This window comes from Paenibacillus sp. J22R3 (genome assembly GCF_056269305.1).
Genome location: NZ_JBWDNS010000008.1, coordinates 187,924 through 201,728 on the forward strand (window position 1 = coordinate 187,924; position 13,805 = coordinate 201,728).

The 13,805-nt window shown below is 41.0% G+C and carries 14 protein-coding genes; 1 reads left to right on the forward strand and 13 read right to left on the reverse strand.

What is annotated here, in order from left to right:
* Positions 1-16: 16 nt before the first annotated feature.
* The 7 genes from AC0YN4_RS27865 to AC0YN4_RS27895 all read right to left on the reverse strand — a co-directional run bounded on the left by AC0YN4_RS27865 (position 17) and on the right by AC0YN4_RS27895 (position 5,784).
* Positions 17-487 (reverse strand): hypothetical protein, encoded by a 471-nt coding sequence (locus AC0YN4_RS27865; RefSeq protein WP_475783918.1) that lies wholly within the window; start codon positions 485-487, stop codon positions 17-19.
* 807 nt (positions 488-1,294) lie between these two features.
* Positions 1,295-1,459, reverse strand: coding sequence for an ATP-binding cassette domain-containing protein (locus AC0YN4_RS27870; protein WP_475783917.1), 165 nt, complete (start codon positions 1,457-1,459; stop codon positions 1,295-1,297).
* A gap of 28 nt (positions 1,460-1,487) precedes the next feature.
* Positions 1,488-1,856, reverse strand: a complete 369-nt coding sequence (locus AC0YN4_RS27875) for a hypothetical protein (protein WP_475783916.1) — start codon at positions 1,854-1,856, stop codon at positions 1,488-1,490.
* A 310-nt stretch (positions 1,857-2,166) separates the two neighbouring features.
* Positions 2,167-2,307, reverse strand: coding sequence for a hypothetical protein (locus tag AC0YN4_RS27880; protein WP_475837307.1), 141 nt, complete (start codon positions 2,305-2,307; stop codon positions 2,167-2,169).
* A 199-nt stretch (positions 2,308-2,506) separates the two neighbouring features.
* On the reverse strand, positions 2,507-3,559 hold the full coding sequence (locus AC0YN4_RS27885; protein WP_475783915.1) for a nucleotidyltransferase-like protein: 1,053 nt from the start codon (positions 3,557-3,559) through the stop codon (positions 2,507-2,509).
* Complete coding sequence (locus AC0YN4_RS27890) at positions 3,528-4,151, reverse strand: Cap15 family cyclic dinucleotide receptor domain-containing protein (protein ID WP_475837308.1); 624 nt, start codon at positions 4,149-4,151, stop codon at positions 3,528-3,530. Before AC0YN4_RS27890 ends, AC0YN4_RS27885 begins: the two co-directional genes overlap by 32 nt.
* A gap of 1,318 nt (positions 4,152-5,469) precedes the next feature.
* Positions 5,470-5,784 carry a hypothetical protein gene (locus tag AC0YN4_RS27895; RefSeq protein WP_475783913.1) on the reverse strand — a complete coding sequence of 105 codons (315 nt, stop codon included), beginning with the start codon at positions 5,782-5,784 and terminating at the stop codon, positions 5,470-5,472.
* Positions 5,785-6,088: 304 nt separating this feature from the next.
* Between AC0YN4_RS27895 and AC0YN4_RS27900 the strand changes: the two genes are divergently transcribed.
* Positions 6,089-6,262, forward strand: a complete 174-nt coding sequence (locus AC0YN4_RS27900; RefSeq protein ID WP_475783912.1) for a hypothetical protein — start codon at positions 6,089-6,091, stop codon at positions 6,260-6,262.
* A 535-nt stretch (positions 6,263-6,797) separates the two neighbouring features.
* Here AC0YN4_RS27900 and AC0YN4_RS27905 read toward each other — a convergent pair.
* The 6 genes from AC0YN4_RS27905 to AC0YN4_RS27930 all read right to left on the reverse strand — a co-directional run bounded on the left by AC0YN4_RS27905 (position 6,798) and on the right by AC0YN4_RS27930 (position 13,417).
* Complete coding sequence (locus tag AC0YN4_RS27905) at positions 6,798-6,983, reverse strand: hypothetical protein (protein ID WP_475784041.1); 186 nt, start codon at positions 6,981-6,983, stop codon at positions 6,798-6,800.
* A gap of 334 nt (positions 6,984-7,317) precedes the next feature.
* Positions 7,318-9,942 carry a DEAD/DEAH box helicase gene (locus tag AC0YN4_RS27910; protein WP_475783911.1) on the reverse strand — a complete coding sequence of 875 codons (2,625 nt, stop codon included), beginning with the start codon at positions 9,940-9,942 and terminating at the stop codon, positions 7,318-7,320.
* 1,335 nt (positions 9,943-11,277) lie between these two features.
* Positions 11,278-11,658: a hypothetical protein gene (locus tag AC0YN4_RS27915; protein ID WP_475783910.1), complete on the reverse strand. Its 381-nt coding sequence runs from the start codon at positions 11,656-11,658 to the stop codon at positions 11,278-11,280.
* 3 nt (positions 11,659-11,661) lie between these two features.
* A complete protein-coding gene (locus tag AC0YN4_RS27920) occupies positions 11,662-11,913 on the reverse strand; it encodes a hypothetical protein (protein WP_475837309.1) in 252 nt (83 codons plus the stop codon).
* A 74-nt stretch (positions 11,914-11,987) separates the two neighbouring features.
* Positions 11,988-12,563, reverse strand: coding sequence for an ATP-dependent DNA ligase (locus AC0YN4_RS27925; RefSeq protein WP_475837310.1), 576 nt, complete (start codon positions 12,561-12,563; stop codon positions 11,988-11,990).
* Positions 12,564-12,793: 230 nt separating this feature from the next.
* On the reverse strand, positions 12,794-13,417 hold the full coding sequence (locus AC0YN4_RS27930; protein WP_475783907.1) for a hypothetical protein: 624 nt from the start codon (positions 13,415-13,417) through the stop codon (positions 12,794-12,796).
* Positions 13,418-13,805: the final 388 nt, after the last annotated feature.

A 13,805-nucleotide genomic window follows, 5' to 3' on the forward strand; every position in this document is an offset into this window, starting at 1 on the left:
TCCTACACAGGCTCCTTTACAGGATATTATTTTCACTAACTACGCCATCTTTACTAATGTGATAATAGCTTGGAAATCTATTCACTCCAAATGTAGTTAGTTGTTGACTTGAAATTGGTAGAATTTTAATTTCACTTGAAAACTTTTCAAAGAAGTTGTTGTATTGTTCTGTATTTTCCATTACTGCAAAACAAACCCCAGCCATACTTTCAATTTTAAGTTTATTTATAAACCTTTCTATACCATCATAACAAGGGGCACATGTTGGAGAAGAAAAGGCCACCATACCTCCATTTTCGCCAAAATAATTGGGTGTCATTAGTAGATCATTTATTTTGCTTATCTTCAATTCTTTGTTTATAGGCATATTATTTTTTCTTAGCAAACTGCCTACTTCTTTATTAAAGAACTTTAAAACCTGGTAAGATAGAGAAATTGAGATTATCCAAATTAATAATAAACAAATGATAATGATAATTTCAGGCATGGATGATTATTCTCCTTAGGATCACTATAATTAGGAAGAGGAACTACACATTAAGTGTAGCTCCTCTAGTTTTCCTTTTTTAGCCGGCGCAGCATTGACCTGTCGCTTGAGTAGTACAAAAATCACGAGTGTAGCAGTCAATTAAATCTGCATATACCGTTCCATCTGGCTCACAAGAAGTGCCCGGAGCAGCTGGACCACACCAAGTGCCGCCTACAGTTTTACAGCTACATGCTGGACCCTGAGGCTCAATTCCAAATAGCTTTGAGAACATGTCCATCCCCCTCCTTCCAAAGTTAAAAATGGGTTTTTTTTGAAGTTGAACCAGATGTTATAATACAATTACACTATTATTGTATTTTCTACCTGAAGATCACTCAATAGCAAATATATAAGAATCTTGTCGAAACAGTCTAAGTTTTATCAAAGAAAAGTGAGAGACGTATATTTTAGCTGATTTTGTAATAGAAACAGTAGACTCGCAGCCTCACTATTACATCCTGAACCGATCTGTAATTGAATGCTTATATATAAAAGGTGGATGATGAATCAAAAAAAACAACCTTCCATTTATTTTTATCATTTATTTTCTCCAGAAATTAGCGCCTTTTCTATACGTAAATAAAAAAGCCCACGTTTACTGGACTTCTTTTGAACAATGGTCTTGTCACCAGACAGTTGCCGGCAGCTTATCATAGGTATTAGATTCTTTTGAAAGTTATTGCGGATTATTGAGACTGTGCATCTCTAATGGCGGCTTAAATCAAATCTGTCAAACATGTATTTCAGTGGCTCCAAATCATTAAATTATCCTAACGGTAATATCAATAAACGAAATAAGAAGTGCAGCTCCCCATTCCACCGGATTTGACCGGAAGCTATGGGTAGCAGAGTCGATTTACCGGAGCCGATTTTGCCTGTAATGACGGTGATCGAACCAAGCGGCATGAAGAATGTGATGTCCCTTACCACGTCCCGACTCCGGAAAAATACAGCTTAATCAGCCAACGTCGATCTGTTCCAATCTTACTCGATTTACCGCCACCGCCTCTTCCGGCAACCACTCTTTCAAATAGAGCGGGTCGTTGCTCGTCAGCTTCTCGACATCACTGTCTCCGATAACCTCTCGCATGCGCGCGAGCGAGACGACTGCACTTCTGAATCCGGAAAGCGTGCTACCGAGCAGACGGGTAAAACCTGACACGTATCCTAGAAAATAAACAAACAATGATAAACTGCCAACAGTGAAGCTACCATCTCGAATTTTATAGCTCGCAAGCAGCAGCATAAGCGCCGTTCCAATCGAAACGATATTTTCATTAATCGTCCCGAGCATCGTATTACATACAGCATTTCGCTTGCTTTCCACCGCCCTTTCCTCGTTTAACTGGTGCAGTCGATCGAGAAAAGACTTCTGAACATCGTTAATAACTATAGCCTGCCAATAGTTGAATATATCGGACAGATGTCAGAGCGAAACGTCAGCCGAACGCTGCTGCCGGTTAAAGAGTTCAGTTATTCTTTGCACAAATAAAGCTGCCGGCAATTGACGGCAGCTTTAAAGTTTATTGTCACTGCTTTGATTTACAATTGTCACAAATCGGATTAAAGATTCAGTGACATACTTTCAACTCGGAGCAGCGTCAGCATAAACATTCACTTTGGTAAAGATAAATTAACTATTCCCTTAAACTGTCGAATAAAGTATCAATATCATAATCGTTATTGTCTTGATCTCTATCATAATCTCGCCAGCGGTCATCATCATAATCCGGTTCATCAACATAAAGCTCTTGCTTCTTGGAATCGATTTTTTCCATTAGATAATCAATGTCTATTCCTAATATACTTGATACATAAAAGAAACCCGCGATTTACGCGGACTTCATTCGGACAATATTCTTGTCAACCGACACGTCTTCACCAGCCGACCACAAATGAACTTAATTTACTATTAATAAGAGAAACTAATTAAAAAATGCGAGCAATAATAAAGTTGTTATAGCCCGCACACACTTACTATGCAATTATCTCTTTACTAATGGTTCCATTAAATAATTTCAAATCATCTAACAAGTCTTGGTGAATCGTTTCCAACTCGATAATCAGCTGCTTCAAACCACTACTAGATGCCCTATTCGGCTCAAAAATCTTTCTTGATTTATCAGGGACGAGTAAGCCGCTTCTAAAATTATCATTTTCTAATGCGTACTTCAAATATTTAAGTGAGTTGCTAATTAGTTTAAGTGGAGATTTGCCGATCAATAGATCATAATTCTCCATATGGTATATTAGTGCAGCAATGTCATAACTGCTGAGATCAATGGCAGAATCTGAATCCGCCTTTATGGTCTTTAAGAGCCTGATCACTTTTTTATAATTACTCGAAGTTGCTGTATCTTTATCATTCAACAATTTATTATGATAGAACGGAGTATTTGGTAATTGCTTTTTTTCTTTATAATCCAAAACCATGACTCCACGATAATAATTTAACTTTGTCTGCGTATAGAGTACCGTGTTGTACCAATTTGAAGGTACCACATCAACTTTCCTTCTTAATGACCCACCTTGTATGCTTATCGATTTTGCGCCGGTGTTATCGACATCAGCGGTTGGGAAAGCATCACGAAGAATGTTATAGCAGTCATCTCTCAATTTAATTAGTGCTTCTACAGGGTTCCCCTTATATGGAGAGGAAGCTATCTGAGGAGGTTCGAGACTAATAAATCCTAAATGTAATGTCAAAATGTCGATGTCACTATGAGCCCTAATATGAGTATCGTTTGTAACTGAACCCTGATGTTTAAATTCAATGTGATATCCTTTATCTTTTAATCCCTGAAGATGATTTTGAACCCTATCCGCTTCAGCAAGAGTATTCTTTGTGTACTTTTCACCGACTGGTAACATTGCACCAATGACATATTTGACTGTCGAACCTTCCTTAAGCTGCTCATACGATTCCGTTAGAACTTCGTACTTCCCAGCAAAGGACTTCTTTATCAGCTCGTCATCATGTCTTCTCTTTTGCAGATTTTCAAGCCTCTTTGAGTAATCCAACTTCGCCATTTTCTTCTCTCCTTCTTAGATTCATTTCTCCATAAGTCGCTCGATCCTTAATATTGTTGAAGTAACAACCGGTTGCACCTAATATTTCTTCATCGAATGTTAGAATACAAAACCCTTCATGCTTCTTGAGTTCAGTTTCAGACACATTGGGAATGTTCTCAAAGTGATATGACATTTTGTATCCTAATCCTGGGAAATGCTTTATTCCCCCAGTTAGACTAATAGAATGCGAGGTTGATGTGCTTGTCTTTATTGAAACTAGCATTTTATCCCATGTCTGTTTAATTACTAAGGTGCCATTCCAGGGATACTGTTTTTGTTGTTTAATATTGTTGCTTAAACCAATGCACTCCCATTCTCCATTTAAATCAGGGAAATGAAGCAACTTAGAGAAAACTTTCAATTTCCACAGCACATGATTAAATAGTAAATACAGAAGACCAAATACAGTAAATGTACTGATAGAAAAGCCGACTACTAAATCGAACTTCTCTACAATCCTTGTTTCAAACAAGTATGTAATCGCCTTACTAATAGCTCCCGATACAAGAGCAAGTACCAATATTATTGTCTTTCTTGGATGCCCTATCACAGAGTATTCATGCATTCCACTAATCACTCGCCCTCATATTATTGGCACTCTACACGGACGAGTGCTAACAAATCCAATATATCATATCTATTGATACAATAAAAGACTTTTTTAGAACATACGTTCGACATCATTCGACACCAGGTCAAGCCATTTAAAGTGGCTGTTATTGCCTGCGTTAATAAACTGATCTACTGAATTTTTGCGATTCTTACCAACATTTTGTTCTGAGCTAAAAGTTGTTCACGTTGTTTAGTCGAGTTTACTGAAATGCGATTCTCATGATATAGCATGTCATTGAACGTTATCGTTTTCGATTCAGCATCTGTGTCAGTGAGATGAATTCTCGAGTGTATTCCCTACACCAAACCACCACCAACCACCCCTCTCTTGCAATACGCGATTTGATAAACTGCCGATAAAGTAACAAAAGGGACGCTTCCAATTAGCTGAGAGCGTCCCCTACTATTTTGATTTTTTCTTGCACTTCAGTATGACATATAGGATAAGAGTGTTGTCATTCATCACTTTCCATTAATTGAAGAACCTATCCTTACTGATCCTTTTAGGAGAGCTATTACTGACTATCAAAGCTTAGTGTCTTATTTTATAACGGTTTAAATACATCTCTTGATAGAACTCTAAACAATCATCTCACTACCACCTACAACAATAAATTACTTCAATACACTTTTCTTATTTTTTATCCTCTTACATATACTAATCAATAATCACTAAATAACTTGTCTCTCTCGATATTTTTTAACTCCAGTATATAAGTTTAAGACTACTGCAATAATTAAGAGTGATGTAAGCCATATACTATTACTAACTAACAACAATAATGCATTGATTAAACTTACAATCAAGTAGTTTAATTTCAACTTTGTTTTGACCTCCTTCGTGTATATTTTATATATACCAATGTGACAAATATCAGATGGAATGGTTATAATGGATTATAGGTTGTTGGGAACCCGAAGGTTCCCTTGACCCACCAAAACGGACTACATTGCGCTAGCGGTTGCCCTGGAAGGTATGCCTGCGTTTTGTAGTTCGTTTTCGTTTTGTTGTCCGCTTCGCTTTCGTCTTTTGGTTCAACCATATCACCACGTCTTTCAATATGGGATACAGTCCACCTATGATACCAGCAACAGCGGTTCCGTAAACGAACCATTGTTCCACTCTGATACGCCACCTCCTGTCAATTTCAGATAAATTAAGCCTAAAGAAAAATATTCAAATCGTCTACTGGTGTCTTTTTGGGTATTGCGCCTGAATTTTCCTAAATTCATTTTTTTTCGTACACGCAGGCATCTTACGTCTCTACGTCGATTACTCCCCCGGTTGAGACAAGATGCGGGTAATTCAGCTTTAGCAACCTTTTTCGCAGACCTATACCGGTTAAAGAAACGGAAAAGGTGGTATAACTGTTTGATGATGTATCTTTCGCATGCAAGGCAAGCCGGCTGATTGTCGGGAATCGGACAATGTTCTTGTCAGCAATCGGGAATCGGATCAAGTTCTTGTCAATACAAAATGACAAGAACTTGATCCGATAACTAAAGAAGCCCGCGATTTGCGCGGACTTCATTCTGACAATTTTCTTATCAACCGACACCAACGCACTCAATCACGGGGCTCTCAGTGATCCTGTTAACCTGATTTTGGATCAGTCAGAAAAATGAGAAGAATGAATGCCTCGTAAAATACAATAAGATTGTATTTACACAATAAAAAAGCGCGAGCTACAGCTGCTCGATCCCACCGCCGTTCGCCCGAACAACCAGGAGCACGAACTGCAACTGCTCTATCTCACCGCTGGAATGCCGATCGCGAAGCCCGGATTTCGTCCGGTTAGTCTGCTCTACCCGGCCGCCGGGAGCGCGAAAGTAGCTCGGTTATGTTTGGTATGGGTTAAAGAAAAGAAATGTTTAATGAAAAATAGGTTTCGGTTTGAGCTGCAGCAGCAATGCGACGGTGATGACGTAGCGGTCTGCGAGCCAGAAGAGAATGGAGCAGCACCGCACGTACGTCAGGATCTATGTGTCGGCCAAGAGAGAATGGAGCTTCAGCAGCGGTGCGCCAGCATCGCGTACCTGTCTGGATAGTCGTCCAGACAGTCAGTACATAATAGAGTAGCAGGCAGCATACCGGTGTCACGATCTCTCGGATCTTCCGCTGCCAGGAGGATCGAATCAGCCACATAGCGCTTTCGAGGACGGCGATACGCCGGTATCCTTCTTGAACAATCGGGCTAGGTAGCCTGGATGGAGATAGATGACGTCGGCTAAGTTGTTGCGTGCCGGATCCTCTCCATATTGGGAATGTATATACTGCTTATTTTCTAATCCAGCATACTTAGGTTGCTCCTGAAGGACACAGTATTCCATAGCGGTGTTGACCATGCTGCGCAGATATCCCTCCATATCCTCAAGGGAGTATATTGAATGGGCTAACAACTGTTCGAGTGGTTTCCCCGAATAGGATGATGCGCTTGAATGCCCTTCGACTTAAGTTAGGCGTGTACAAACTGAATGATATCGAGCCGGAACAGACTGAGCTCGGATGTGGTGAAATCGGGCTGGTACGAATGGTCAAATAAACACTGAGTCGTCCTTTAGGAAATCGGAGGGCCTTCCCTGATCAAGTAGTGCCTTCCACTGTGCCAAATCCGGGAGGCGCTTTGATCCCGAGATCGCCGAAGTCAATGCTCAGTTTGATCGCCGGCCTCCGCGCTTCTGGGAACGGCTCCGCCGCGATGATGGTGCTGACCCTTTTATCGAGCTTCACGAGATCTTTGATCGTAATCGTGCTGCTCGTTTCTTGCATATTTGCTTCCTCCTCAGAGCTTTTTTATTTACCCCCTGCACACCGCCGTTAGCGAGAGACGGCCAATTAACCGCCTCCTCGTGATAAGGCATGAAGCAAAAAAGACGCTCAATGAGCGTCATCGTCTGATATAGGGATAATTCGGGGTCCGACAGTATAGCGAATAAATAGGACTGTGCTATAAGATCGCTAAATCCCCTTGGACCCTTCACCGGCAAACGTTCCCACGCTTTCTCTATTTGGCTTTAGGCACTAACTAGTTCGTCGTGCTTGGTATGGGCGCATTTCCGGATAACGGGGTTACATAACAATGTATCATAATTGAACTTCTTCATTATCCTGTTGTATCATCAGCAGATTCGGTATTGCCTACTCTAGAAGGGAGAGTAGATAATTGCGAAAATAGCGATTTCATACCTATAGGATTTAGTCTAGCTTCGCGATATGCATCCATTGCTTTAGCTCTCCATTGCTCATTACCTGCCTCAGTAAAATCTAAACGTAAATTTCGAATAACATTAATAGCCTGGTTTGCCCAATCAAGGAGCGCTGGTTGATGCCAGAAAGCGAGTTCATTTGCATATGTCACTGCTGAATCTTCAATTGTTGCTGAAGGAGAAATAAATACTCTCACATATTCAGCATTTGCAGTAAGACCTCCAACATGGGTCCGAATATAAGTCGGATGTGTTGTCAGTTGGCGGACCTTATATAACGGTATAGCTTTAGTTCCGTCCGTTTCTGTGTAATCTTCTGAAACAAGACAAAAGTCATTTCCACAAATCCACCATGGATCTGGACCGCCTGTTTCCTCAGTATTCCCCGCATCGTATCCTAGTAGGTTTCCGAGTTTCACGTGGGATAGTTCAAATGCATTCCCATCAGCATTTGAAGCGAGTCCACTCAGGATTTCCTGGGCTAATTTATTGTATTTACGATCACTACTAGTGCCTAATTTAGTGAGTTGTACCTCTAAACGTTCAATTAGGAATGAAAGGTGATTGTCGTCTACTTCAAATTTTTCCGATCTTGAGGATTCGGGCATTAACTTTCGCAGCCAAGTTACAGAATTAGTGCAATGAGCGGCTTGATCGAACCGACTGCGAGCTATTGCTGTGAAGCTTTCATTACTTTGTGCAGCAAGCCATGCCGCGCTACCCGCAAGATAATACCATAATCCGCGATAACCTTTTAAATCGTTACCATCGAGCAGTGAAGCAATATTGTTGGCATGATTTAACGCGCCTTGGTAGTCGCCGGCCCACATGTCCCTTTGGTAGTACAGTTCATACGATGCAGCTTGTTGGAGTTTATCCATCAGCGGATCTGGCTTTTGTTCATAATCTTGACGTCGAGCAAGTATTTGAGCGTCAGCATCGTTCCAATCATCATCTTGTGCTAAAAAAATACGGTACATCTCCATGAAGTCAACGACTCCAGTTGCAGCTTTTGATTCTTCATAACCAAATAGTAACTCAGCTTGCATTTCAGGATGATAAAGTCGAATGTTCTCTCTTTGGAGCAACCGATCTTGTAGCTCGTCACCAACTATGCAGACTGCTGAGTAGTCTGTTGCGCTTCTTGTACAACGGCCAACGGCTTGTACAATTCGTGTGCGAATACGATCTCTAAGTAGAAGCGAAGCTGCCATTCTGGATTCTAAGAATCGTTCATGTAAATTTGCAGCTGACGGTAGCCCTTGAATAATTTCTAGACGGCACTCATCGCCGATAAGATTAATGCCATCATACCGGTTAGCAAGGACCGCTGCTGCGTTTTCGCTCTTTGTAAATACATGCTTGGAATGCTCAATATCTCCTGCTTGATAGATGTCCTTGTTACTAAATTTTGAAATTTCAGCAATAAGATCATCGGCTGATTGTTGATCCGGTACCAATGTAAGTGAGCGAGACGATTCCTTTATTAAAGAATGAACAAGGCTGTTCGTTTGCGCATCATTAAGAGCAACACCTGGGAAGAAAAATAGTCTTCTGCCGACACCATGTTTTTCCCACCCCTCAGGAGCTTTTATACGTTTAATCTTGTCACGGCCAGTGATTCGCTCCAACTCACCACCAAGTCCGAGTGTAGCGGACAAATAGAGTCGCTGTTTGGCGTGTGAGAATGCCGGGTGTGTAAGAGTTGGTGGAATGATTGGTCTGATCAGTATTGACCCATAATTCACATATACATGGCATGCTCTGAGGTGTTCCCTTAAAACAGACCAATTGTGCTTGAGTGATTCATTCCCTTGTACGGCTTCGTCCAAATATGGAATCACTTGATGTAATTGTGAAATGAATTTTGGGGTCGGTATTTTTTCGACCCATGCTTTATCATTTGGAGAGGCAGAGTCGGCTAGCATCCGCTGATACTGCTCAGGTTCTAAACCGTTTTTTAATATCTCAAGCAGTTGGGTGTAGATTACAGGGAATTCATATCGAGAAATATTGAGGGACCAATGTTTAACAATGTAGTTCTCTGCTGCATGCGCATCATCAAGTACAATAAAGTTTGGATTATAAAAGAATGGGTTTGTATTGAACAGACTACTGTAAGTCGTTACAGCGATCGCTTCACCTTGATTATATTCAGCTTTCGCTTTTGGATCATAATCACGTTGTGATCCGGTGAATGCAAGTGTATGTATCCCGAATTTTGATCTCGCTTCATCAACAACCTGGTGAACAAGTTGTTTAGTAGGGCATAGGTATACAACTCGTTCCTGCAATTGACGCCGACGCCATTCTCCGACTAAAAGGCCAATTAATGTTTTACCGCTGCCTGTCGGAAGTTCCATTGCAACCTCGGGATCTCCGACAGAACTTTTTTTGTATTCCCTTAAAACATCGGCTTGATGTGACAACAATCCTTCTACGCTCCGACTCCGTAGGTCATGAAAAAGCGCTTCTGGGCTTTCAATGTTTGAATCACCACGATACTTCGACTTAAAACCCATCCATTAACCCCCTGTATATAGCCATCACAGATCCTTCAAATCTCTACGCTGATCACGTTGTAGAATTGTTATTTATGGCCTGGCTTCGATCCCATTATTCCCAACCACCGACAATGTAGCTTCAATTGTTCGATATTGGGTCATTAGGAAATGGGTAATCTTTACATCAAATATACCACATGATCTCGAATTCGATTGAACTTTTTACTCGTATCCAATTCTTTAGAAGAAGAGTTATGGGGGAGTTCAATTGATCGTTCATGGAACATTGATGGACCAGCAAGAAACAAGGAAACAAGATGCAGGTATAACTGGGAAAGCGTTTTTCCACTGGATGTATTATCTTTATCGGATGCTTGCGCAGTTAGAATTATTGATGAACCTGCAAATGCGATTGCACTAAAAATTAATGTCTTTTTCGCACAGTTCCAGCCGATCAATTCGGATATAATAAGTTAAATGTAACGCTGACAGGACCGGATCTCGCGGACAAACTGGAGCGGTTGGCACATTTTCTAAAGGGAGGAAAATAATCCGGTGACCATAAAGCTGTCTATCTCGGCCTCAAAGGAAGTTCCGGCGTAGGTCCGGAAATGTAACCGTAATTACTTCAATATTCCCCTTTTCATCATAGGTATAGTCCATTATTGCCGGATAGATATATCGATTTATTGAGAAGCCTATTCAACTACAGGTAACAATGCATGTTCTTGTCCTAAGTCGGCTAACGATAGAAGTTCTTGTCACTGGGTTTTGACAAGAACTTCTATCGTTAAATTGAAAAAAGCCGCAGTTAGCGGCTTCTTAAGCATATATGTTCTTGTCATCCGACACTATTCTTCTATCAGATGATTATTACGCATTTCAATATGCTCGGTTACATTATCCTGAGTATACTCTTTTACTTTCTAAATCTAATCGGACAAACAAATTAAGATTTTTAAGAGCTTATCGTACCGACAAAATAAGAGAGAAATTATTGATCTGCAATTAGATGAGTTACATCTAGAAGAACTAATCGAGTACTACAAGAGTTTAAGTGAGGATATTTCGGTGAAAAAATGGGGACCAGTCACATTAACTGCAGTGATTTGTTTCCCTGTTTGGAGCGAACTCGTCGGGGTTATGATAGACAGTGGGAATTCATTGAGTGAAAAACTGGCTTACACACTTGTATTATTAATAATATCATTCTCTGTTACATTTATGGTTTCCTCAATTAAGTCAGTATTAAAAATGGTATTACTAGCATCTCCAAGTGAAACTGACTCAACAAGAGCAGTAGGCCTTCACGACCTAATATAGGAGGCAGGGGGTACACTCCGCTGCCCATTCTTACTTGATACGTCTTATTGGCGGTTGCACCATTCTTCTCCGACGCTCGGTTAATATTTTTTGCCAAACGTCGTAATGACGTTGAAGCCGGAATAATAAGACCATGATGCTATCTTCGAAAAAGTTCTTATGCTCGTAAGGAAGATCGTCTAGAAGTTTTAAGAGCTCTTCTGCATTATCAATCCGCTCCCGGATCGCTCCTCTCGTTTTGCGCAGCCGGTTCTGAATTTCTGATAAATATTCGAGATTTTCCATAAAAACACCGCCCCCTACTACCATCTTGTTGTCCAGTTTATTGGATTTTATGGCGTGCAGCGCAGATAATAAAGAAGCCGGAAGCTTCAGCTCCCGGCAAATGAAGATAAAAAAACGCTGGATCACAAGTTAAGACCCGACAACTTCCCTTTGATTGATATTTGTCGCAAAGGAGAACTCCTCCTCCTCTTCAAACTTTGGAGAACGAAGCTTTCCTTCTTTTGAAAAACACTGAAACTTAACGCGGCAGCTTAAGAGTGGATCAATAAAGATCCAGTCCTTGTTCTCCCCTTTTATGAGTTGCTTCGATATAGCATGGAACGCCCGAATCATGTCTCGGTGTGGAGGAAACTCAATAACGCCAACATATTTCCCATCCATCTGCAAGCCCCAGCCAAATTCGCTCTTTCGAATCGAGGAAATCTGGCATGTCGCGTATTGATAAGCCTTCACTTTTACGATGACGTCTTGCGGCCGTGAACCCATGTAATATGGCGACTCCCCATTGTATTGAACAATGCCCTGCCCTCTAGCCCCTGCTGTTGCGCGTTTAAGAACAGCAGCTCGCCGTTTTCATATAAGGGTGTGACAGAGACAACATCTGATGGAGGTACGATCGCCTGAAGACGTTCTCTGCGCTGCAGAAATGGCTTCTGTATGACAGACTCGCCATTCACCCATAGAATGTCCCAGACTGGGAAATGGGCCGTTAAAGACCGGCAGATTTGCTGAACTGCTGCAGGTTTCTTTGTATTAAATCGCGTCATTGCGTCGTCCCACCAATATTTTGTCTGATCGGCAGTCTGGGTAAGATCGAATGCAATGCATTCTCCATCAAGTATCGCTGACTTAGCATTTAATTTGATTTGCTGGAGCTCCGGAAAGCGATCGGTTACTTCTGTGCCGTGACGAGTGAACACTCGTCGCACATTACCGGCGGAATAGTGAATCAGGACGCGAAATCCATCCCATTTCAGACTCGACAGCCAGTTTGATTTAATCTTCTCCGGCGTCAAAGGTTGTAGCAGCATTGGTTTTATCGGTTGATTAAGCATAAGCAATAACCTCCACCCATGACCATATCATGCGGTGGTGGAACATGATATATGTAATGGCTAGCTCGGCTGAGAATATAGTGCAGAAGCTACCGCCATCATAATTTACCTAAAAAATAGGCTAACCAGTATATTCTGATTGACCTAATAATACGAAGAGCCGCTATATGCCACACTCTTCTGAATAGAATACATGATCAGACAAATTAAGTATATGCACTTCTCTTCGGTCGCGATCCGTCTACGGAAACAGCTGGATCGTCTTTTTTTGACTTCGTTTCTTTCACCATAATATGCCATAGTTGAAGCATACCAAAGATTAATTGAATCACACAAACAAAAAGGACAGTGAGCAAGTAAAGCTCATCAGACCTAAAGACAAGGTACATAAAGAAAATTGAAATTAAAACCATAAGCCAAGACAGTATTTTTTCGATAATGAATTTTAGTTCCTTCTCTTTCGCCTCAATACGTATTAGAAATAACATCGCTAGATTAAAAAGTATAATATAGCCAAACAAAATGTACCCCAAGTATGTACCTTCCATTACAAACATTTTATGATCATCCATCATAACACCAGTCATTGCTGCCACAATGACTAACGTACAAATGAGTGCAGGACTAAAGAGCATTGCGAAACTAAAATCAAGCAAGCCAAGCATTTTTTTTAATTTTCTGGTTTTGGTGGTACCTTTTTGTTCACCCTTTTTAAACGTAAATACAGCAATGACGATGCCGTTCGCGGCTAACGAAGCAGTCAGGATAGCAGAAAATAGACCGATTGTTGCCAAAATCTGATTCTCAACACTTACAACCAAAGTTCCCATGAGAATGACTCTCCCTCTTTTTGGAAAAAATTATCTATATATAATTAATATCGTAAAGCACTTCATTTTTAACAATAGCGATACCTCAATTTCGTAGTATTTGTTTCTTTCAAGAGAATAGAAGCGACGATCTACCTCAACTCGCGCAGCTGAGTAAGCACTGAATCGCATCCAGGGCAGTGTATCTGCAGCACAAATGCAGAGAATTGACGCTTTTCTGCCTATAGGTACTGGAGCCGTTACCTCCCTCCGCCAAGTCGGCGTCCCCGACGTCCCTACTTTCGAAGCGGAGCGAAGAAAAGTCGATGTTCTTCACCATCTTCCGCACCTTTCAAAAGTCCATCTCATTAAGAATTGATTTTTACCGCGGGTAACAATGCATGTTCTT

Bases quoted from the DNA above. Each gene is read 5' to 3' on its own strand.
- AC0YN4_RS27865 (WP_475783918.1), bottom strand. From the start codon at position 487: ATGCCTGAAATTATCATTATCATTTGTTTATTATTAATTTGGATAATC.
- AC0YN4_RS27905 (WP_475784041.1), bottom strand. From the start codon at position 6,983: ATGCAAGAAACGAGCAGCACGATTACGATCAAAGATCTCGTGAAGCTC.
- AC0YN4_RS27930 (WP_475783907.1), bottom strand. From the start codon at position 13,417: ATGGGAACTTTGGTTGTAAGTGTTGAGAATCAGATTTTGGCAACAATC.
- AC0YN4_RS27920 (WP_475837309.1), bottom strand. From the start codon at position 11,913: ATGGATGGGAAATATGTTGGCGTTATTGAGTTTCCTCCACACCGAGAC.
- AC0YN4_RS27880 (WP_475837307.1), bottom strand. From the start codon at position 2,307: ATGGAAAAAATCGATTCCAAGAAGCAAGAGCTTTATGTTGATGAACCG.
- AC0YN4_RS27885 (WP_475783915.1), bottom strand. From the start codon at position 3,559: ATGGCGAAGTTGGATTACTCAAAGAGGCTTGAAAATCTGCAAAAGAGA.
- AC0YN4_RS27900 (WP_475783912.1), top strand. From the start codon at position 6,089: ATGAAAAATAGGTTTCGGTTTGAGCTGCAGCAGCAATGCGACGGTGAT.
- AC0YN4_RS27910 (WP_475783911.1), bottom strand. From the start codon at position 9,942: ATGGGTTTTAAGTCGAAGTATCGTGGTGATTCAAACATTGAAAGCCCA.
- AC0YN4_RS27925 (WP_475837310.1), bottom strand. From the start codon at position 12,563: ATGCTGCTACAACCTTTGACGCCGGAGAAGATTAAATCAAACTGGCTG.